Origin of the sequence: Kaistella yananensis, from assembly GCF_026107505.2 — a bacterium.
GTDB classification, from domain to species: domain Bacteria; phylum Bacteroidota; class Bacteroidia; order Flavobacteriales; family Weeksellaceae; genus Kaistella; species Kaistella yananensis.
Map to the genome: position 1 here is coordinate 172466 of NZ_JAPCHZ010000005.1, position 22570 is coordinate 195035.

Genomic DNA, 22570 nt, shown 5'->3' on the forward strand with positions numbered 1-22570 from the left:
CCTTTTGAGTTTAGTATTATTTTTTAATCTGACTTTTCACTTCTTTGGCCTCGGCAACAATTTCAGGGAAATCCTGATAGTTTGCGATAATCTGATCGACCGTATAACTCGCCTGGTAATTATCTTTCAGACCGATGTAGTTTTTGGCCATCAGAACCAGCGATTTTGCACCCCAATATTCTTCGGAAGCATAGTTGTTGGCCAGTTTAAAGATGGTTTCGTTGGATGATTTAAAGGCTTTGGCTTTGTTCTGGTAAAATGCTTTTGCATACAAAGCTTCCGCGGCAACTTCGGTATTCGATGATTTTTCAAGGGCTGTGTAAGCCGACTTAGCTTCACTGTCTTTCCCTCTGTTCATCAGACTTCTTGCTTTAATCACTTTGGCTTGTTCGGTCACAGATGCTGGATTTTTGGAATTGGCAAGCACCAAATCCGCAAAAACTTCTGCTTTGGTGAAGTTTTTCTCTGCCGCAAAAATTTTCATCAGTTCCAGATTCGCGAAGTTTTTCAGATTCACGTTGGTGGAATTCGAAAGTGGCTCCAGATATTTTTTGGCTTCGTTGGTATTATTCTGTTCCAGATAAATCTGTGCAAGTCTTGTTTGCGCATCTTCCTGATAATCGTTCTGTACAGTCGCCACTTCCTGCAGCACCAAAAGTGCTTTAGCAGCGTTTGCAGTCTGGTAATAACTTTCTCCCAGCTCGTACTGTGCCTGGTAAAGGCCATCTCCCGTAGGATTCTGGGTTAAATATTTTTCGTAAAGTGGAATTGCCTTTTTGTAATCTTTGGCTGCGTAATAGTTTTTGGCACTATTCAGGTTGATTTCATCAAGTTCGGAAGCATCAATCTTCACTCCTAAACTTCGCGCAAAGTTTTCATAACCTGCAGTATCACCGTCTTTCACGTAAATTGGACGCGAAGCCTGAACAATCTTACTGGCATAAGCCGTGTTTCTGTACTGGTTTCCGAGTGATTTTAATTCAGAAAGCGCTTTGTCGTTCTGGTTGAGATCGATATAATTCTGTGCGCGGTAAATTTGTGCGTTGGCAACCAAATCTTTATCAGAACTGTTACGGATCACCTGTGAAAAATAATCGTTGGAGCTGTTGTAATCGTCGTTTGCAGCATACGCTGTAGCGATTTCGTACTGCGCGTCATCAATATATTCAGAGTTTTTATACTGCGAAATCAGCTTTTTAAGTGAAGAAATTTTCGCTTCAGTATCGCCTTTAAAACCAAGCGCCATGGCTTTTTGGAATAAGGTATAATCGTCTGCATTTTCCGCCTTGTCATAAATTGCGATTGCTTCATTCAGCTGATTGTCTGCATAATACGTATCCGCCAAACGCAATTCTGCATCATTTTTAAAATCTGATTTCGGGTTTTTCAGGTATTCTGTAAAATACTGTTTCGCTTTATCGAATTTTTTTGACTTGAAATAAGCATAACCCAAATCATAGGTCAGTTGCTGTTTTTCAGGGAAATCCTGATTCAGAAGTTTTTCGTAGCGTACAATTGCTGAAGGATAATTCCCTTTCTGGTAATACGTCTGGGCTAACCAATACGTCGCGCGGGTATTGAACTCTTTATTGATATTAAATTCCAGACTTCGCATTAAATAGTTCTCGGCCTCATCGAAATTGCCTTTGTTGAATTCTTCTGTTCCCAATAAGAATGACACTTCCTGATCAATTTTATTGAGTTCCCGGGTGGAATTCGGCATTTTATCGATGGCGCTCAAAGTTCCTCTGTAATCGCCGGAGTAAAGGTAAGATTTCACTAAAAGTGATTTCATTTCCTCGGTTTCTGAACTTCTTGGGTATTTATTGATGTAACTCTGAATCACTACGGGCGCAGATTCGAACGGATTTCCAATATCATAACTAAGTTTTGCATACTGCACATGAGCGAGCTGCTGAACTTTCGGATCGTAACTCATCTGGTACGCCGAACGGAACGCAGAAAGTGCTTCCTGCTTTTTACCGACTTCAAGGTAAGCGTTACCCAATTGATAATACGCGTTCTGAGAAGTGGCAGAATTGCTGTTGATGAGCTGGTTATAGTAAGAAACTGCTTCGTCGTATTTTTTAAGCTGCGCCGACACAAATCCCATTTCGTACAAATCGCTTTCTGAAGGGTTTGGTTTGCTTTCCAGATAATTTTTAAGATGCGGATAAGCCGATGCGTAATCGCCTTTCATGAAATAACTCTCGCCGATAATTTTGTGGACTTCGCTTTTATAATCTTCTGAAATTGGTTCTCTCAGCAGATAATTTCCCTCTTCAATAGCTTTTTCGTAATTTTTTTCGTTGAAGTACATTTGCACGTAATACGGTTTTACCAAACGTGCATATTTTTCGTGGTCTTTAATCTGATCAAAAAAAGTGAAAGCTTCATCATTCTGCCCGTCAGCATAATAAAGGTGGCCGAGCATATACGCAATATCAGATTTGTCGGTGTCTTCTGCATTTTTATAAGCTTCTTCCAGAGCTTCAATGGCACCTGCAGAATCTCCGGTCATGAATTTTGCATAACCGAGTTTCATGATATACTGCGTATTTTCGTCTTTCGAAAGCTGGTACTGGTTAACGTTATTTAATGTTTCCAGTGCTTTATCAAAATCTTTTTGCGCCAGATAATAATCTGCCAGCGGTAGGTTTGCCTGCGCAAAATAAGCGGAGTTCGGATATTCTTTAATAAAAGCTTCCAGGCCCTGTTCTGCATGATTTTTTCTTAAAATCACCCCAATCACATTGTCAAAAAACTGCGAGGCTTCTTTTCTTGATTTAGAAAGTGCGCCGTTGTAGAAATACTGGCGGGCATATTCGAACTGAGAAGCGCTGTAGATTTTGTTCTGGTAAAGATTTTCGGCGAAACTGAAACGGTAATTTTCGCGGTCGCTGAAATATTGGGATTGCTGGGCATCAGATAATCCGTAATAGAAAATGGCTGCCGCAATAATAATTTTTTTTGAATTCATTTAATCCTGGTTTTCAGAAAGGTGTTGAATTGAATCGGGAGCTTTGTTTAAAGGATAAGAGGATCCTTACCGCTTTCCACATTTAGTCAACGAAAATAAGGAAAACTTATTGCCTGCACAACATAAATTACATATTGTGGAAATGTGGATAACTATATTTTTTAACCGGAGTCTATTGAAAATGAGTTAAAAAACAATCGTCTTAATTACGGTTTTTCATCAGAATCCAGCCTTGCCGCTGTTCAGATTTTTGCGTCACCGGATCGAACCATGTCGCCGTATACCAATACGTTGAAGTTGGCAGCGAACGGCCCGAAAACTTACCATCCCACTCTACAGTTCTATTATCCGTTGATTCGAAAACTTTATTTCCGTACCGGTCTACAATGATTACGGAAACACTTTCCATTTTGTCAAGATTATCAATTTTCCAGACATCATTAATTCCATCAGCATTTGGACTGAATGCATTGTTGATTTTAATAAAATAGATGGTTTTGGGTTCTCCAAGGCAGCCGGTCGCGGATTCCACCTGTATTTCGTAAGAAGCAGCGGTTGGATTCATCAAAATATTTGAAGACTGCGCAACACCATTGAAATAATATTTATAGGGTTTCACACCGCCATTTGCGATGACTTCAATGGAACTGTTGGTTTGGTTTACCACTTCTATTTTAGGCTGATTGCTGTCGGAAGGTTTAAATGAGAATTCCGATACACAACCTAAACTATTTTCCGCTTTTAAGGTATAAGTTTCTCCAAAACGAACTTCCGAATAAGGAATTGTATGATTCGAGTTAATAGGAATTTCAGTTCCGTCAGGAGAAAGGAGTTTAACCGACGAAAAATCACTGAAATTTTCGATGGTAAAATTCAGGTCATCTCCAAAACAAAGGTCAGTATTGCCGGAAAACTGTATCGAATTTGGGGTATTTACAAAATAGGTAATCTCCGCATTTGCCGGACAATAAGTTGCGCTAGAAACCGAAACTGTAATCGTTTTGTTATTGGAAACCGAATAATTGAAAGTATCTCCGGTGTTAGTACTGCTGTAAATTAGCGTTGCACCATCATAAAATTTGAAAGTAGCATTGCTAATATTAGAAGTAAATTTTTGCTTAAAATTATCCGCCGCAATATTGATAGAAACTTTTCCATCCGCATTTCCGTCGTTATCATCACAAATGGTTTCATTAGCGGGATTCATTAATGGAAATGGCTGACTTACGATGTTATAATTTAATTTTAATGGTGGCAAACAAACACCATTTTGGATTTCAAGATAAGGGATTCCTCTGCTGATTGGGTAACTGGTGATCTCAGTACCTGCAAGTTCTACTCCACTTGCATCGAAATATTTCATGGATGGAATCTGACCAACAGTATTCGAATTAATTACATCAAAAACATTATTTATGGTAAGGTCTATCGAACTAATTCCACATGCTATTTTATTTAAAAATGAATCAGCAGAATTGCTTTTGGCGGGTTTTAAATAAACTCTTAAAACAATATCATCGGATACGGCAAAGCAGCTAGGATCAACTTTGTTAAATGCTTTTGCGTAAACGAAATAATCACCTGTCGTTCCTGTCCAAAAGTAGCCATATGTGTTCAGATTTGCGCCTCCTGATGCTCCTGGAATAATTTCAGTATTGTCCGACTTTTTATAAAATTTAATATCAAATTGGTCGGTTGGATCTAAAATAGATTTGATGGCATTAAAATCAAAACGGTTCGTATTATTATCGGCACCTGCGCAACGCTCTTGCATTGGTACAGTTGGCAAAACAGTGGCTGCTCCTCGGGTGAAACTCACGGTAGTATTTACCGAACATCCACCGGGAATTGTAGTTTTTACTACAACTTGTTTGTTTACATCTACCGCACTCGGATCGCTTACAGTGCTTCCGGCCGCATAATTGTATTGATAAGAGTAAAACGGATACGAAGGTTTTTGGAAATACGCTTTCAAATCGAAGGTCGTCGCTGATGCACAGAGTGAAATATTTTCAGTAGCAGGCATGCTCAGAAAACCAATGGTCAAAGGCCCGGAATGGCAACTATTGATACCGGAACCTTCGAAAACCGAAAATCCCAAATACATATTGCTATTGGCTGGAAGTACAAAATTCTCTGGATCAGCAACTTCTACTCCTGTACCGCCACCTATGCTCGTATAGAATTTAATGATATAAGGTTCTCTACCCGTAGCCGGTTTATATTTCGGGTAATAAATATCATATAAATTAATGGTTTTCGAAGTTAATCCTGTATTATCACATAAAATATAGCTAGTGTTTATAAATTCAGGGAAACGTTGTTTGTCATAGGTCAATCGGTTACTTTCATCACCGGAAGAACAAATTGGTGAACCATCCGTCTTAGCGACTTTCACATAATAATCTCCAGTTGTTTGTGTAGTACGATGAATTGGAAGAACCCGATCAGTCCTTATAGGCGTTGGATCTCCTACTTTGTACCAAGTATATTTTAAAGCAGGGTCAAAAGTAGCAGCAGAAACTTTCATTTCATAAGAACAATCCAAAGTAGCTTCAATTACCGGTGTATTCACCTTTTTAAAAGTTACCTGATCCGTAACCGCTGCACCAACCTGAGCTCCTGACGGATCATAAAAAGTGACTTCCACTTTCAGAATTTCACCGTCATTCGGAGAAAAATTGTTTAAGGTATTGCTAGTTTCACTCAATAAAGTTGAATTTTGATACCATTTGAATTTTGGAGTGAGATTTTGGCTGGGCGTGAAGAGCCAAGTTTGATTTCCGGTGTTGCTCCATTGGCCATTGTTATAGATTGAAGTTGTTTCTGAATTGACTGGCCATTTTGCTTGATCTCCGGTTTCGTTTTGTAAACCAATGATTGCCTTTCCTGTGTTATTGGTTTTTGTAACTTTAATGTAGATTTTATGATCTTCTAAAATAAGCACCTGACTGGTAATGGCAGAACTATAACCGTCGGAAACGGTTCTTTCTGAAACTTGATTAAAATTAATAAGTAAGCCTTGCTTTCCTAAGTAGGTTATAAGTCCGTAAGTTAATTTGTTATAATAATTAGTGTTATAATAACCAATATCCGTATAACCAAAGAAAATCTGAGCAAAGTTCAATATTCTTGAAGGATCGGCAGAATCAATCTGGTTATAAGCGGTATTGGGAAGTTTAATATTGGTAGAACTACTATCATTTCCACTATGTATTTTATCTACATATTGAGAGGTATGCAAATTATCAAAATCGGTTCCAGATCCAAAAAGCAGTCTTCCATTTGAGCCAACTACCAATTTAGAATATTGCTTACCATAGAAATCGAATGTAAAAGGAATGGTAATCGGTTCACTAAAATGATCATTCCCTACTTTATTTGAAAAAGGAACATTAATGCTTGCCGCAGGTACATTAAAACCTGTAACTGGTGAAATGCTATAATCCCCCGTAGAAGTAGCTATTGCATCAACCTTCAGATCAAAACTTTCCCCGGTACAGAAATACTGCTGCGCAGGATATGCTGCATTATCCGCAAGATTAATAAGATTTACAGATTGGGTAAAGCCTGAGACAAATGATAAAATAAAGAGTAAAAAATAAATCTTCCGCATCAAAAAAATGTTTGGTCAAAATTACGACATTATTAAGAACCAAAAATTTACCATTTTTATTATCCTGAAACAAAAAAAATATGATTTTTAGAATTTTCTTTTACATTTGTGTAAATTATCTTTTTTATGAATCAGCTTTTCAGAAGAAAACAGTACAGTGAAAGCGAGCACTCATCGGGGTTGCTGCGTGTTTTGGGAGTTTGGGATATTGTATTCTTCGGAATTGCGGCCATCATTGGTGCAGGAAGTTTCAGCAGTTTGGGCGAAGCGGTTTTCCGTGGCGGGCCCGGCGTGATTATCCTTTATGTCATCTGCGGTTTTGCCTGCGGTTTTACAGCACTCTGCTATGCCGAATTTGCCAGCCGGATTCCCCAGGCCGGCTCTGCGTACACGTATGCCTACGCGAGTTTCGGTGAATTGATTGCCTGGATTATCGGATGGGCTTTAATTATGGAATATTCTTTCGGAAACATTTATGTTGCCTTTTCCTGGAGCGATTATTTCACGAGCTTTATGGAAAGAATCGGGATTCACATTCCTGATTATTTAACCTGCTCCTATACCGAAGCCAAAAAAGCCTTTTTCGGTGGTTCTGAAAATCAGGAACTTCTGAATGCCTGGAAAAGTGCGCCACTCATAGGTAACCTGAAATTTATTGTGGATGTTCCAGCATTGGTCATCAATGGTTTGATTACATGGCTGTGTTATGTCGGCGTGAAGGAATCTAAAAATTTTAATAATATTTTTGTTCTTCTCAAGCTTTTTATCATCCTGCTCGTGATTGCGGTGGGCGTCGCTTATCTTAACACCGATAACTGGTTTCCGGCAAGTGCTGACACTGGAGTTCCTTCATTTATGCCTAATGGTTTTACCGGAGTTATGAGCGCCGTTTCGGGAGTCTTCTTTGCTTATATCGGTTTTGATGCTTTAAGTGTTTTATCTGAAGAAACTAAAAATCCTCAGAAAAATCTGCCCCGCGGAATGATTATCTCGCTGGTATTGTGCACGGTAATTTATATTCTTCTGACTTTGGTACTCACCGGAATGGTAGATTACCGCAAATTTGACGGTATCGGCGATCCGCTGGCTTTTATTTTCGCTGGTTCAAATGCTAATGTTCCATGGATGGAGTTTGTAGTGTCTCTGGGAGCCATTATTGCGATTACCACTGTTTTACTCGTATTCCAGATGGGGCAGCCGCGAATCTGGTACGCCATGAGCCGCGACGGACTGATGCCAAAGAAATTCATGACTATTCACCCGAAACATAAAACACCGTCTTACGCTACCATCGTTACAGGGCTCGTGGTTGGAGTTCCGATTCTTTTTACCGATAAATCGTTTATCCTGGATTTCACGAGTATCGGGACAATTTTCGCTTTCGTTCTGGTCTGCGGCGGCGTATTGCTACTTCCGGCGAAAGAAAAACTGAAAGGAAGATTCCATATGCCTTATATTAATGCGCGATTCATATTTCCGGTAACCTTCCTTGGAGGCCTGTTTTTCTTCTACTGGTGGCAGCCGGAATTCTTCCATAACCTAACCGATTGGCATGATCCAGCAGAAGGTGAATTCCGTATTTCGATTATTGTTTATATTCTGATTAACCTGGTTTTATGCGTTCTGGCGTTTGTAAGGAATTTATCGCTTATTCCGCTTATCGGTCTCAGTTCATGCCTTTATCTGCTTACGGGAATGACGCATAACAACTGGTTTTGGTTTCTGCTGTGGTTTGCCATTGGCATGATTATTTATTTCTCTTACGGGTTCAAAAACAGTAAACTGAATAACGACCTGAACGGAGATTTAAATTAAAAAAAATGCGCGAGCGAATAAAAACCTTCAAAGAATTTTATCCTTATTATCTAAGTCAACACAATAAAAAAGTAACCCGCATATTTCATTTTGCGGCTACGTTCTTGGTTTTTGCTGTAATTATTTATGTACTGCAATCGGGAAAGGAACGGTTTCTTTGGTATATCCCGATTTTCGGGTGGGGTATTTCAGCCTTCAGTCATTACGTTTTTGAAAAGAATAAACCTACCAGTTTTACTAATCCTTTGTTTACATTGATTGCCGACTTTAAGATGTTCTTTGAACTGCTTACCGGAAAGTTGAAATTTTACGAATAAAAAAACTCCCGATCGGGAGTTTAATGTGGTTTTAAGCGCTTTTAATAAGTTCAAGGTTTTTAGCTTCAATTTCACCTTCATCAAGTTTAGCATCTCCTTTTCCTTTTTCAAGATCGAGGACTATGTTAGGGTGATTAACTTGCATAAAAGTCTTAAACTCCTCAATATTTTTGAATAGATTGAAGGATTCTTTCTCTTCGTCATAAATTACGCCTTTGGTTCTTCTTGCCGCGGCAGCAGCAATTATTCCACCCCACATGGCTGCGCTGTTACTTGTAAAATAATCTCTTACAAATAAATAACCGCCTTTGTTTTCAGCTTTGAGGTAGTAAATCCCACCATCGTAACCCTGTCCTTTATCTTCAGAATTAAACTTTTTAATAAGGTTTACTACGTGGATATAAACATTCTGCCCATCGGATACTGCAAAAGCTTTTTTCAGTTTCTTTCCTTTATCATCTAAATTATTGAAGCGGAACGCAATCTGATCATCAGTAATTGCTGAAGAAAGATTTGGGCTGGCACTTGGTGTTTTGGTTCTGAAATCTTCATAGGTCTCGTAAACTCCTTTCGGATATTGTGCTGGATTAAAATTTTGGGAAAATCCTAAAGCAAAAGCCGTGAGGGATAAGAAAGTAAGCAGTTTTGTCATATAATTATTTTTGCTAAATATATAAATTTCTGAGAAATTAAATTACTTTTGATAAAAATAATTAATGAAGAAAATATTACCTTTTTTACTTGTAGGCATCCTTGCCCTAACAAGCTGTGAACCTGTGTATAAGGCTACAAACTTTCAACAGACCGCCAACACACACCGCCTTATTGCAGTGCTTCCGCCGAAGGTAATTATTGAGATTAAATCAGCAAAAGAAGCGGCCGCTATTAAAAAACAGGAGGTAATTGAAAGCGAGAGGTTTCAGAGTGCATTGGTAAACTATCTTAATGCTAACCAAATTAACAATAAAATCTTCATTAAGACACAGAATCCCGAGGAAACCAATAAGATTCTCACAGATAATAATGTCACCAGTTTAGCAGGCAGAAGCTATCAGGATCTGGCCGTTTTATTGGGAGTTGATGCGGTGGTAAGTTCCAGAGTTTCCCTGGCTAAGCCACTTACCAATGGAGAAGCCTTTTTCACCAGTCTGCTTACGGGCTACGCTGCTCCATCAAAAATTACAACTGTAGATTTATCACTAACCGACAAAGTAAGCGGAAAAATGTTCTGGAATTATAACTGGCAAACGGGTGGAACATTTGTATCAGCAGAAAAACTCACCAACTCACTGATGAAAGCGGCAGCAGTTCGATTTCCGTATAAAACGAAAGATTTAAAATAAAAAAATTCCCGAAATTTGATTTCGGGAATTTGATTTTTAATGCAAATGCTTACCAGTTGGCGGATAATCGCCCTTGCCCGTTTCTTCCATTTTCTGGGTGGCGGCCATTGAAACCACCAGATCATTCAGCATAGAACTTGCTGCGCTTGGGGAGTTAGGAAGGAGCACCAAATTGCTTCTGTTATTGGCTCCAATTGAATGTAACGTATCGTAATGCTGGGTTACAACAATCAGTGCAGATGCTTCCTGAGAGCTTATTCCAGCTTCGTTCAGCATTTTTACCGATTCTTCCAAACCTTTGGCAATTTCTCTTCTTTGGTCGGCAATACCCATCCCCTGAAGTTTTTTAGATTCTGCTTCTGCTTTTGCTACCGCAACAATTCTGATTTTCTGAGCTTCAGATTCGTACTCGGCGGCGGTTTTTTCGCGTTCGGCAGCATTAATTCTGTTCATGGCGTGTTTCACCTGTTCATCAGGATCAATATCTGTTACAAGGGCTTTAATGATATCGTATCCGTAACTCTGCATCGCTTCCTGAAGTTCACCTTTCACGGCAATTGCAATATCATCTTTACGCACAAAGACATCATCAAGTTTCAGTTTTGGAACCTCAGCTCTTACCACGTCGAAAACGTATGATGTAATTTGGTTTTCGGGATTTTCAAGCTTATAAAAAGAATCCGCTACCTGTTCTTTGATTACCTGATACTGCACAGAAACTTTCATTCTGATAAACACGTTATCGAGTGTTTTGGTATCAATAATTACATCGAGTTGCTGAATCCTCAGGTTCATTCTTTTAGCCACCTGATCGATAAAGGGAATTTTTAGGTGGAGTCCGGCATGGCGGACAGAATGAAATTTCCCCAAGCGTTCTACAATGGCCGCTGTGGCCTGCTTGACGGTAAAAAATGATGCGAAAAGGACCACGAGGCCCAGAAAAATAAGTACGCCAAAAAATGTCATTGTTTAATTTTTTTATGGTTAATAAAGAACTTCTGAAAGATAGTAAATTTTACCGAAACTACACGGTCATGCCAATATCTATTCCTTTAATTTTACGGTAAAGATCGGTCGCAAAATTATCGGTCATCCCCGATACAAAATCTATAACGCCCAATACTTTCTGGTAATCTGTCTCTTCATCATACACAAACTGTTGCGGCAAAAGCTTCAGCGCCATTTTATCATAAGATTTCCGCTGATCTTTTGGTTTTAAAACCGGTGGTATAAAATGATTCAGTAATTCATACATTACATTGTAACCTGCGTTTTCAATCTCGATGACATTTTTGTGGTTGTAAATTTTAGCGATCGAAAAATCTTCAATTTCCTGTAAAGCAGGATTATCTGATTTATAAATATCGAGCAAAGCCCTGTCTAGACTGCCGTCTAAAATTTTAGAAAAGTTCTGCTGATAAAGCTCAATGGATTTATTGATGAGTGCGTTGATGACTTTCGCTCTTAAATAGGAAATTCTTTCGTTCGAATTGGTCAGGATCGTGAGTTTGTCTTCTACCCTTCCGATATTTTGATTTTCAGATTTAATGAGGTCCAGAAAAAGATCTTCACAGTCTGAAGTCGATACAATCCCCAGCCGGTGCGCGTCTTCCATATCGATAATGTTGTAGCAGATATCATCGGCAGCTTCAACCAGCCAAACGAATGGATGTCTTTTAAAGATGGAAGGTTCTTCATTTTCCGGGATTAAATTCACGCCTTTGGCAATCTCCAGAAATGTATTTTTTTCATTCTGAAAAAACCCGAACTTTTTTCTGTGGATGATTCCTTTTTTCTTGGCGATGGCTTCGCAGGGATATTTGGCGATGCTTGCCAGCGTGGTAAAAGTAAGCTGGGTTCCGCCTTCATCTTTGCCGTTCTGCTGATGGGTTAAAACCCTTATTGCATTGGCATTTCCTTCAAAATTCACCAGATCTGCCCATTCTTTTTCTGTAAATTTCGTTTTTAAATCGTTTTCGTTTTTTTCGAAATAACTGGCAATGGCATCTTCACCGGAATGCCCGAAAGCAGGATTCCCAACATCATGACAGAGGCATGCCGCGGCAATTACGTTCTGCAGATTGTGCTGGTAAAAAACTTTCGCCTGATCATCCAGATCATTAGCGAACTGCGTAAAAATAAATTCACCTGCGGCACTTCCTAAACTGCGTCCTACAGAAGAAACCTCGAGTGAATGCGTTAAACGGTTATGAACAAAAACACTTCCGGGGAGCGGAAAAACCTGGGTTTTATTCTGCAGCCTGCGAAATGCTGCCGAGAAAATAATACGGTCGAAATCTCTTTGAAAATCGGTTCTGGAAGCTGAAGTTGCAGCAAGGTTCCCGGTGCGTTGGTGGGTAAAAATACGGTTTAAATCCATCCTTCAAAAATACATTTTTTATTGTGTAGATAAAATGATTTATATTTCAGTAAAAGCGTAGTTCTTTTGCATAAAAGACCAGAAACTTTATTCGTAAAATGACTAATCGTGGTTTATTAAATTCCATGTTTATGGCATCAAACACCACTTACATACGGAAATTTTCTTTGATTTCCCATTTGCATGTGCAACATTGTTGTTCTATCATTGCAAAAAATTATTTATGAAGAATTTATATTTTCTTGCTGCTGCGTTTTTTTGCAGCAGTATTTCTGCACAAAACCAAATTTCATTCGAAACTTCTGAAGGTTACCAGTTGGGAAGTTTGAACGGACAGAATTCCTGGCAAATCACTGATGATGGCGAAGGTAATTTTGTTGAAAACCAGGTAGTTTCTGCTGAAAAATTCAGTGCAGGAATCTACTCATTTAAAAATGGATATACCGATGCATATGGTGGACAGATGTTCCCGATTATTGGTGCACAGAAAAGTTTTGATCAGCCATTAGATTATAATGACACTACCATCTCTTTTGATGTTTTGGTTACAGAAACTGACGGTTCAATTTTTGAAATGTCAGCCTACGGAATCAGTGCTGATGAAGAATACTATCCGGTATTTGATTTAGCTTTTGATTATTCCGGTACTCTACATGTTATCACCAGCATAGATTACGACATGGAAGACACGGGGATTTCGTGGCAGCCTAACCAATGGTACAAGGTAACGGTAAAAGTATCTGCAAATGAAATCAAGTATTTCATTGACGGGACATTAATTTATACGACTCCAAACTTCACACAGATCAATCTGGAAGGGATGAATTTCCTACATGATAATTTCGGTGGTGATGCCTATATTGACAACATTAAAATCAATGAAGCAAATATGGCGGTGAGCAATGTGAAAAAAGGAAACCTTGCGGTTTATCCTAATCCTGTAAAAACCAATCTGCACTTCAATCTTCCGAATGGTGAAAAAGTTTCAACCATCCAGATTTATAATATGGTAGGCCAGAATGTATTCACAAAAAACACATCAGATGCCACTCTAAATCTTGAGAATCTGAAAGCCGGCACCTATATTATTACCGTTAACAGTACGAAAGGAATTTCTTATTCTTCTAAATTTATTAAAGAATAATTAGCCTGAATGATCTAAAATATGACAGAAAATTCCCGAACTGAAGTTTGGGAATTTTTTATTACTGATGAAAGATCTCGAAAAGATAAAAACGGAAGCCAACCCAAACGTTCATTAGTAAAAATCATGAAATAGATTTATGATAAGAAGATAAATGTTATATTTGAATGATCAACAACTTGTCACATTAATGAGAGCTATATCCCCGATCTTGGTATATATTACTGTAATATACAAGTAAGTTACCTGCAATCTTATCAAAACTACCGATAGTAATGGATTTAACAACAAAATTATTAGTACAATCAAAAGAAAATAAATCGTTTTTAAGTTTTTGGACTTACAATGATGACGATAAGTTTTGGTTTGGACAAGTATTGGATTTTAATGATGAATTGGTTTTCATTCAACATTATACAAAATATGGAAAGAAAGATGGAATCATTGTTACAAAAATCTCCGAAATAATTAGCATAGATTTTAATGATAATTATGGAAAAGCAATGACTTTTATTATTGAGAACTCCGAAGAATTGGCAAGAGAAAATGAATTCAAATTTGACTATTTTGAAAGTGAAAATTGGAAAACTATTCTTTTAAATCAATTGAAACATAGAACAGAAATAATTACAAGCGTAGAAATTAATGATGAATATTTTTGTGGATTCATAGAAGATACGGATGAGAGTAATTTTGTTATCAAATTAATTGGTTCACTTGGAGAAGATGAAGGAAACGCGTTATACAAAATTGAAGATATTACCGGTTTTAAAATTAATGATATTGACAATCGAAAAAGATTAATGTTATTTAATTGGAGAAAAAAAGACTGCAGCTAATAATTAAGCTTCAGATTCGCTCCGTTCGGCCCAGCCTCGTTTCTGTTTGTGTGCATGACAATAAACGAAAGCCCATTGAACAATCTATTTTAATCAAAAAATCCCCTTCAGTTTTGAAGGGGATTCGTTATTTATAAATGAAGGTTTACATATATGATTCAATTGGTGCGCAGGTACAGATTAAGTTTCTGTCACCGTAAGCTTCATCAACACGGGAAACCGTTGCGAAGAATTTGTGATCTCTCACCCATTCCAGAGGATACGCAGCTTTTTCACGGCTGTAAGGTTTGTCCCACGCGTCTGAAATCACTACCTGTTCGGTATGAGGAGCATTTTTCAATACATTATTTGCGGCATCGGCAGTTCCTTCGGCGATTTCTTCGATTTCTTTTTTAATGGAAATCAATGCTTCTGCAAAACGGTCGATTTCTCTTTTGCTTTCAGATTCTGTTGGCTCAATCATCAGGGTTCCGGCAACAGGGAAACTCACTGTAGGCGCATGGAATCCATAATCCATCAAACGTTTTGCGACGTCAGCAACTTCAATTCCAAGCGGTTTAAACTGTCGGAAATCTACGATACATTCGTGAGCAACTCTTCCCGCTGCATTGGCGTACAAAATTGGGAAATGTTCTGCCAAAACTTCTTTCAGGTAATTGGCGTTCAGGATTGCGTGCTCTGTAGATTTTTTCAATCCTTCAGTTCCCAGCATTTTAATGTAGGCGTACGAAATATTTAAAACCAGTGATGACCCGTAAGGCGCAGCAGAAATAGCGTCGATGGCTTCTTTATCACCGATTTTAATGTTAGGGTTTGATGGTAAAAACTTCACCAAATGTTCCGCAACGCAAATCGGGCCAACACCCGGACCACCACCACCGTGAGGAATAGCAAAGGTTTTGTGTAGATTGAGGTGACAAACATCTGCCCCGATATTTCCCGGAGAAGTGAAACCTACCTGCGCATTCATGTTCGCGCCGTCCATATAAACCTGACCGCCGTTGTCGTGGATCAGTTTTGTGATTTCTTTAATGTTATCATCAAAGAATCCATAAGTTGACGGATAAGTAATCATTGCCGCAGAAAGATTTTCCGCGTGCTGCTCTGCTTTGGCTTTCAAATCTTCGAAATCGATTTCTCCGCTTTCAAGATTTTTTACCACTACTACTTTCATTCCGGCAATTACCGCTGAAGCTGGATTGGTTCCGTGTGCAGACTGGGGAATAAGAACGATGTTTCTGTGGCTTTCTCCACGGGATTTGTGGTATTCACGAATCACCATCAATCCAGCATATTCGCCCTGAGCGCCTGAGTTAGGTTGCAGCGAAGTTCCGGCAAAACCTGTAATTTCGGCAAGATCTTTTTCCAGTTCTTTAATTAGAAGCTGATATCCACCGGCCTGTTCTGTAGGAACAAACGGATGTACATTGCCCCACTCGGGCCAGGAAATCGGCAACATTTGTGTAGCGGCATTCAGTTTCATGGTACAAGAACCTAAAGAAATCATCGAATGTGTTAAAGAAAGATCTCTTCTTTCTAAACGTTTAATGTAACGCATCAGCTCGGTTTCTGTATGATATTTATTGAAAACATCTTCTTTCAGAATTTCATCATTTCTTAAAGACTGTTCAGGAATCAGAATTTCTTCTTTAAGCGTAAGTTTGAAGCTCTGCTTGTCTTTAAACTGCGCAAAAGCATCAAACAGCGACTGCAGTTTCTCTAAAGTTGTGGTTTCATTTAAGGCGATGCTCACAAATCCATCGGTGAAATAATTAAGATTGATTTTACGATCAAGCATCAGAAACATCAAAGATTTTTTCTCTTCTTCGCTCATTCTGAACTTTACGGTGTCGAAAACCGGCTCTTCTACAATATCATAACCTAAAGCTTTCAAGCCTGCATTAAGTGCATTGGCTTTGAAATGGATTTGGTCTGCGATGAAATTAAGACCTTTCGGACCGTGATATACGGCGTACATTCCGGCCATTACGGCTAAAAGCACCTGTGCTGTACAGATATTCGAGGTGGCTTTTTCTCTTTTGATGTGCTGTTCACGGGTTTGAAGTGCCATTCTCAGCGCACGTTTGCCGTACGCATCTTGGGAAACACCAATGATTCTTCCCGGAATATCTCTCTTATAATCTTCTTTACAGGCAAAAAATGCAGCGTGTGGACCACCATAACCCATCGGAATACCGAAACGTTGGGTTGTTCCCACAGCACAGTCAGCGCCCATCTCAGCAGGAGACTTCAGTTTTACCAACGCCATTGGATCGCTGGCAACTACAACCTGCAGGTTGATTTCTTTATATTTCTTAATATTTTCGGTGTAATCGAGTACAATTCCGTTTTTACCCGGATACTGCAGCAAAACTCCGAAATAAGATTCATCAAAATTATGATTCTCATGATCACCTTCAACGATCTCGATTCCCAGCCCTTCAGCTTTAGTTTTCAAAACAGCAACCGTTTGAGGAAGTACCAAATCTGAAACGAAGAATTTTTTGGCTTCAGATTTTCTCTGGTCTTTGGTTCGGCTTTCGAAGAACATGTGCATTGCTTCCGCGGCCGCAGTAGATTCATCCAAGAGAGAAGCATTTGCCAGTTTGAAACCTGTTAAATCGCAAACAACCGTTTGGAAGTTGAGCAGCGCTTCCAGTCTTCCCTGCGCGATTTCTGCCTGATAAGGAGTGTAAGCGGTGTACCAGGATGGATTTTCGAGAATATTACGCTGAATTGCGCTCGGCAAAATGGTATTGTGATAACCGAATCCGATGTAGTTATCGAAAAGGGAGTTTTTGGCTGCCAATTCTTTAGAATGTGCCAACATTTCGTACTCCGAAAGTGCAGGTGAAATGTTTAATTCTTCTTTTAAACGGATAGAATCTGGAATGGTTTGGGCAATTAGTTCATCAATACCCGAAACACCAATTTCCTGTAACATTGCCTGTTTATCGGCTTCGTTTAAAGAAATGTGGCGGTTTACAAACTGTGTAGTGTTCATTATTTTTACTGGATTTATTTAGAAATAAAGGTTCGTAAAAATACAATTTTTTGATGAACAGTACAATTGATAATTTTCATGTGCAGACCATAAAAAATACCTCATGTTATTTTGATTTATTCTAAATTAGAATTACATTTGCACCATGAATTCACCAATCATCCCTTTCAAAATTGCGCCTTTAACTCCGTTTTACCATCAAACAGAAGAAATGTTCTGTGATAAGAAAAAGTGCTGTAAGAAATTTAAGAAAGGAAAGCGCTGTAAAAAATGTCCTGGAAGGCTTAAAATGGCTTAATATTTTAATGAAAAGTTTTACGTTTCTGAAAAATTACCCACCAAAAGTTTTCACTAAAAGAAGGATCGCAACTACAAGAAAGATAACCGCCAAAACAATCTTTAATGCTTTGGGCTGCCCACCGGGATTTGTAGGCGACGGTCGCTGAGGCTTGAAAAGTTCTTCTACCTCATTTCTGAATTTTTCTTTATCCGTTTCGAAAACCTGATTCACGGTGATGCCGCGGACTACGGTTTTATTCAGCAGCGTATTGGTTGCGTGCAGCAGCAGCTGAAATTTGCCCTCCTTGAATTCGGTAATCTTAATTTTTTTCTCGCCATAACTTTTTTCGAGCCCGAATGGCAACACTTTTACCACATCTGCATGCTGAGTCTGCCACGTGATAATTATTTCTTCGCCTTTCTGCACATTCACTTTGTTTACTGCAAAAGATTTAATCACCGGCGGGAGGTTGGGACGAAATGTTCTTTGCTGATGGCTTAAATTATCATCGTAAATTCTTCTTTTTTCTTTATCACCCAGCGTTTCATAAGCTTCCTGAATCTCCATGAACCGGTGCGCAAAGAACTCGTCATTGGGATTTTTATCGGGATGATATTTTAGGGATAATTTCCTGTAGGCTTTTTTAATGTCTTCTTCAGAAGCATTTTCCTTTACGCTCAGAAAATAATAGTAATTCTTCATTATAAGATACCGGATTCGGTTTTGGGCTGTAAAAGTAAGGATTTAAAAAAAACAGTTCTTCATGAAAAAACGGAAATTTTCTGTTTCCGTTTTGTTGCTGACTACTGTTCTGCTAATTTCCTGAGCACTTCGAAACCTTTGGTAAAACCGTTGCTCATATGGTCCTCATATTTCTGTTCTGCGTGTACAATCGCCTGAATCTCTGTAGTATTTTCATCCATAGCACGCAGGAAATACTGTTCTTCTGCACCGCTCCATTGCTTTACTTCGCGGCTTTGGGTATCTTCTATCCCATTATTAAATGTTCCTAAATGACTGAAAACCACTTCAAAAGGAGGGTTTATACTTTTTATGGTAGACACCATTCCGTTTCCGGTACCATCAAGAAAATAGGTTTTCCCATTGATTTCCCAGTCTGTTTTCAACTGGCAGCCTGGTGAAAAAAACTGGGTCCACTCGGTATAAGTTTCCGGTGACCAAAGCATATCCCAAACCTTCTGAATGGGTGCTTTTACTGTGGTTTTATAACTAAGTGTTTCCATGATTTAGGAGTTTAAGTTAATGATTCTGATAGTTTTTTTACTTTTCGAAATTTGAAGGATATTTAGAATTAAAGAAATCCACAAATTCATCCAAAGCATTTATTTTTCCAGTAAGAAGTGTGCCGTTTTCGTTGGATTCAAGAAGATAAGTTACCGTAGAATCTTCCCAATCCTGAGGACTGAGTTCGCCATCATAAATCCAGCCCAGATGTTTCATGGTGAGTTCTCTGTTGGGAATGTTTTTTTCTACGCTGTTGTACATTCCATTGTTCTCATCATCCAGAAACCTCATCACACTGCCTTCTTCCCAGGTTCCTTCAAAATAAGTGCCCTCATTAACCGCAGAGGACCAGTTTTTGTTTGCGTCCTGGGTAAAAAGCACCTTCCATACTTTTTCAGCGGGTGCATTAATCTGAGTTTTAAATTCGAGTATTTTCATGACTTTTATTAAGATTGATATGCCTTTTCCAGATCTGAAATTACAATTTTCTGCATCGTCATCATCGACTGCATTACTTTTTGTGATTTAAAGGGATCCGAATCGTTCATAAGTTCAATAAGTTTTTTAGGAACAATCTGCCAGCTCATACCGAATTTATCCTTCAGCCAACCACACATACTTGCTCTTCCGCCATCGCCAATCAGTGAGTCCCACAAATGATCTGTTTCTTCCTGGTCATTGGTCATCACGACGATAGAAATCGCTTCGTTGAAGTCAAATTTATGGTCATAAGAATTATCCATACAGAAAAAACTGTAACCGTCGATTTCGAAATGCGCGTGCTGAATATTTTCCGGAACTTCATGGCTTTCGTTTCCTACGCCTTCTCCATATTTCAGGACGCTGCCAATCTTTGAATCCGGGAAAATTTTTGTGTACAATTCCATCGCTTCCATTGCCTTACCATTATTCTGGTGAATGTACATCAGCGTCGGAATTACTTTCTGCGCGCCCTGTTTTTCCCCCAGGTAAACCTGCCACGTAACACCGTATTTGTCGCGTACCCAACCGTATTTTTTGCTCCAGGGATACTCGCCGAGTTCCATTAGTACGATTCCGCCATCAGAAAGCGGTTTCCAGTATTTTTCAACCTCATTTTCTGTTTCGCAAAGAACCATGAATGATACTGAAGCGTTTTTTTCAAACTGCGGACCGGCATTGAGGATCATGAATTTCTGCCCAAAAAGTTCGAAATTGATGACTACCGGTGTATCTGCTGTGATTTTTCCTCCGAAAACATCGGTATAAAATTTTGCAGCTTCGTTGCCGGTTGCATCAAACCAGAGACATGGGAATATGTTATTTTTCATTTTTAATATGTTGTTTTTTTATGATTTTTGAGATTTATATTTTTCTGAATTTCACTATTTTACGAATCAGCTGATAAGGTATTTCATCTTTTAAAGGAAACTGTGCTGAACCTTTTCCCTGTTTATAGACTGAAAGTTCTTTTTTAAATTCTTCATGGCCCGTAGGAGTTGCATAAAATCCGATATGGTTTTTGTAGGCTGCAAAATACACCAAAGGTTTTTTATTTAAATAAAAACCCGGCATTCCGTAAGCAATTTTTTCTGTGGCTTCGGGAGCCTCTTCCAGAATAATCTGCCGGATTTCATTTAAAATATCCTGCACATTTTCCGGAAACTGGGCGATATATTTTTCTGTTTCGTTCATATTTAGTCCGCATATTGCTGCAATGAATTTTTGAAATGCAGATAAGCCTGCCTGTATCGATCAAGTTCTTTCTGCGAAGAATATTTAATCCCGAAAATCTTGTTGATTTTACTTTCAGTTTCTGAAGTTGATTCATACGACCGGAAATAGCTGCCGTCTTTCGCCTGAATTGTCCATCTTCTAACAGTTAATCCGTTTATAATTTCAGTTGACGAATCGGTTTTTATTTCGTTGGACTTCAGAGCGATATCTTTTGCGTCACCGCTCCATTGAGGCGAGAATATGTAAAACTGAACGCTGCCATCGGCGGAAGTGAAAACAGCGCTGTCGAAACCGTTAATACTGGTTGAAGATTTTTGAGAATTTTCTGCTTTGAATGAAAAGGGATACGCTATGTCAAACCATGCTCCTTTATATTTTTTATAAGAAATTGGCGGCTCTTCGGGTGCTGGTTTTGCTGGCACAGCATCCTTTTGGGGTAAAGATTTAGCATCCTGATGTTCAGATTTCTTACTGCATGCAGACAAGAGTAAAATCAGGAATAAGACTGGAAAAACGCGTTTAGTTTTTCTCCACATATTTATGGAAACGGTCGAGAATGGCGTACCAGCCCACGCGCTGCATTTCGATGGAATTGTGCAGTTCCGGCTCGAAGATCTCGATAATTTCAGTAGTATTTTCATCAATTTTATTAAATAGAACTTCAATTTTTCTGCCATCATCAAGGTGGCTTTTTACGTATTGCAAAAGTTTTATTTCATCGATATAGCCTGAAAAACTATACCCGAAACTTTTGTCTTTATAATCGAGGCGGTAATCGAAACGCCCACCTTCTCGGAAATCACTCAGCGCTTTGGTGCATTGCCAATTGGTTGTCGGGAAATTCCATTTTACGATATGTTTAGGATTATAAAAGTAATCCCAGACTTTATGTACAGGTTGCAAAATGGTAATTTTAATGGTAATCGGATAAGTCATGATTTTTTAATTTTCCTAAAATTAAGGAATAATTTCCATATGATGACCGAGCCCCTACCTGCTAAAATCATGACTGCATCAATAACAGAAATATCTTTGTATAAAATATTACAAATCAATTATTCTCTACATACTTATGGAAGTTATCGAGGATCGCATACCAACCTTCGCGCTGCATTTCTGCAGAGTTGGCCGCTTCAGGATCGAAAACTTCTGTAACCTTCGTGGTATTGGCATCAATTTCCTGAAAATAGACTTCAACTTTTCTGCCGTCTTCCAAATAATACCGGATGAGTTGCAGCGGGATAATTTCATCGTAAATTCCCACAAAATCGAATCCGAAACTCCCGTCCTTGGCTTCCATTCTGGTTTCAAGTTTACCGCCAACGCGTAAATCATTTGAGGCTCTTGGACAGTGCCAGTCTTCACTTGCAAAATTCCAGTTCACAATATGCTCAGGCTTATTGAAATAATCCCAGACTTTCTGTACAGGTGCTAAAATTGCGATATCTATTTTTATAGGTTCCATAATTTATTTTTAATAAGTTTCTTTAAAGAATAAAAACATTAATTAAAATTTAAAGGTAAATATTCCAGAATAATTATCCTTTAATCATCGTCAGCAGCATTTTGAATCTCTCCACGCCGTGTAGTGAATGAGGAACCGTTGCGGGCATAATGACAGAATCACCTTCGGAAAGCGTGAATTTTTCACCACCAATGGTAATTTCTACCACTCCTTCAATTACTTCTACCAACGCATCATAGGGAGTGCTATGCTCACTGAGCCCTTCGTGCTTATCAAACGAAAATAGTGTGATATTCCCGGCTGAGTTTTTCAGCACCTGTTTGCTGACTACGCCACCCTGCGCGTAATCAATCATTTCATTGAAATTAAGAACTGTTGCTTTTTCGAATGTTTTTGCCATGATTTCTTATTGATTTATTGAACTTT

The 22570-nt window shown here is 38.7% G+C and carries 20 protein-coding genes; 5 read left to right on the plus strand and 15 right to left on the minus strand.

Going from position 1 to position 22570, the window contains the following annotated elements; genetic code table 11:
* Positions 1–16: 16 nt before the first annotated feature.
* Both OK344_RS10015 and OK344_RS10020 read right to left on the minus strand, forming a co-directional pair.
* Complete coding sequence (locus tag OK344_RS10015) at positions 17–2980, minus strand: tetratricopeptide repeat protein (protein WP_265144659.1); 2964 nt, start codon at positions 2978–2980, stop codon at positions 17–19.
* A 202-nt stretch (positions 2981–3182) separates the two neighbouring features.
* A complete protein-coding gene (locus tag OK344_RS10020; RefSeq protein WP_265144660.1) occupies positions 3183–6596 on the minus strand; it encodes a T9SS type B sorting domain-containing protein in 3414 nt (1137 codons plus the stop codon).
* 126 nt (positions 6597–6722) lie between these two features.
* Here OK344_RS10020 and OK344_RS10025 point away from each other — a divergent pair, with 126 nt between their 5' ends.
* Positions 6723–8411 carry an APC family permease gene (locus tag OK344_RS10025; RefSeq protein WP_265144661.1) on the plus strand — a complete coding sequence of 563 codons (1689 nt, stop codon included), beginning with the start codon at positions 6723–6725 and terminating at the stop codon, positions 8409–8411.
* 5 nt (positions 8412–8416) lie between these two features.
* Positions 8417–8728 (plus strand): Mpo1-like protein, encoded by a 312-nt coding sequence (locus OK344_RS10030; RefSeq protein ID WP_265144662.1) that lies wholly within the window; start codon positions 8417–8419, stop codon positions 8726–8728.
* 31 nt (positions 8729–8759) lie between these two features.
* Here the strand turns inward: OK344_RS10030 and OK344_RS10035 are convergent, their stop codons facing one another.
* Positions 8760–9380: a DUF6563 family protein gene (locus OK344_RS10035; protein WP_265144663.1), complete on the minus strand. Its 621-nt coding sequence runs from the start codon at positions 9378–9380 to the stop codon at positions 8760–8762.
* A gap of 64 nt (positions 9381–9444) precedes the next feature.
* On the opposite strand from OK344_RS10035, the gene OK344_RS10040 reads away from it, so the two are divergent.
* Entirely contained in the window at positions 9445–10071 is a 627-nt protein-coding gene (locus OK344_RS10040) for a hypothetical protein (RefSeq protein WP_265144664.1), read from the plus strand.
* Between the two features lie 36 nt (positions 10072–10107).
* On the opposite strand, the gene OK344_RS10045 is transcribed toward OK344_RS10040, so the two are convergent.
* Both OK344_RS10045 and dgt read right to left on the minus strand, forming a co-directional pair.
* Complete coding sequence (locus OK344_RS10045; protein WP_088468957.1) at positions 10108–11037, minus strand: SPFH domain-containing protein; 930 nt, start codon at positions 11035–11037, stop codon at positions 10108–10110.
* 58 nt (positions 11038–11095) lie between these two features.
* Positions 11096–12451 carry a dGTP triphosphohydrolase gene (gene dgt / locus OK344_RS10050; protein WP_265144665.1) on the minus strand — a complete coding sequence of 452 codons (1356 nt, stop codon included), beginning with the start codon at positions 12449–12451 and terminating at the stop codon, positions 11096–11098.
* 223 nt (positions 12452–12674) lie between these two features.
* Here dgt and OK344_RS10055 point away from each other — a divergent pair, with 223 nt between their 5' ends.
* Both OK344_RS10055 and OK344_RS10060 read left to right on the plus strand, forming a co-directional pair.
* Entirely contained in the window at positions 12675–13595 is a 921-nt protein-coding gene (locus OK344_RS10055; RefSeq protein WP_265144666.1) for a T9SS type A sorting domain-containing protein, read from the plus strand.
* Positions 13596–13870: 275 nt separating this feature from the next.
* Positions 13871–14434 (plus strand): hypothetical protein, encoded by a 564-nt coding sequence (locus OK344_RS10060; RefSeq protein WP_265144667.1) that lies wholly within the window; start codon positions 13871–13873, stop codon positions 14432–14434.
* Between the two features lie 145 nt (positions 14435–14579).
* Here the strand turns inward: OK344_RS10060 and gcvP are convergent, their stop codons facing one another.
* From gcvP to OK344_RS10110, 10 genes are all read right to left on the minus strand, one after another.
* The gene (gene gcvP / locus OK344_RS10065) at positions 14580–17438 is read right to left on the minus strand and encodes an aminomethyl-transferring glycine dehydrogenase (RefSeq protein WP_265144668.1); all 2859 of its coding nucleotides are present in this window, start codon (positions 17436–17438) and stop codon (positions 14580–14582) included.
* 331 nt (positions 17439–17769) lie between these two features.
* Positions 17770–18420 carry a J domain-containing protein gene (locus tag OK344_RS10070; protein ID WP_265144669.1) on the minus strand — a complete coding sequence of 217 codons (651 nt, stop codon included), beginning with the start codon at positions 18418–18420 and terminating at the stop codon, positions 17770–17772.
* Positions 18421–18521: 101 nt separating this feature from the next.
* Positions 18522–18962, minus strand: coding sequence for an SRPBCC family protein (locus tag OK344_RS10075; RefSeq protein WP_265144670.1), 441 nt, complete (start codon positions 18960–18962; stop codon positions 18522–18524).
* 37 nt (positions 18963–18999) lie between these two features.
* Complete coding sequence (locus tag OK344_RS10080; protein ID WP_265144671.1) at positions 19000–19401, minus strand: SRPBCC family protein; 402 nt, start codon at positions 19399–19401, stop codon at positions 19000–19002.
* An 8-nt stretch (positions 19402–19409) separates the two neighbouring features.
* Entirely contained in the window at positions 19410–20273 is an 864-nt protein-coding gene (locus OK344_RS10085; RefSeq protein WP_265144672.1) for a VOC family protein, read from the minus strand.
* Positions 20274–20307: 34 nt separating this feature from the next.
* Positions 20308–20637, minus strand: a complete 330-nt coding sequence (locus OK344_RS10090) for an iron chaperone (RefSeq protein WP_265144673.1) — start codon at positions 20635–20637, stop codon at positions 20308–20310.
* A gap of 2 nt (positions 20638–20639) precedes the next feature.
* Positions 20640–21215 (minus strand): hypothetical protein, encoded by a 576-nt coding sequence (locus OK344_RS10095; RefSeq protein WP_265144674.1) that lies wholly within the window; start codon positions 21213–21215, stop codon positions 20640–20642.
* A complete protein-coding gene (locus OK344_RS10100; RefSeq protein ID WP_265144675.1) occupies positions 21199–21615 on the minus strand; it encodes an SRPBCC domain-containing protein in 417 nt (138 codons plus the stop codon). Before OK344_RS10100 ends, OK344_RS10095 begins: the two co-directional genes overlap by 17 nt.
* A gap of 115 nt (positions 21616–21730) precedes the next feature.
* Positions 21731–22144 (minus strand): SRPBCC family protein, encoded by a 414-nt coding sequence (locus OK344_RS10105; RefSeq protein WP_265144676.1) that lies wholly within the window; start codon positions 22142–22144, stop codon positions 21731–21733.
* A gap of 73 nt (positions 22145–22217) precedes the next feature.
* Positions 22218–22544, minus strand: coding sequence for a cupin domain-containing protein (locus tag OK344_RS10110; protein ID WP_265144677.1), 327 nt, complete (start codon positions 22542–22544; stop codon positions 22218–22220).
* Between the last annotated feature and the right edge of the window lie 26 nt (positions 22545–22570).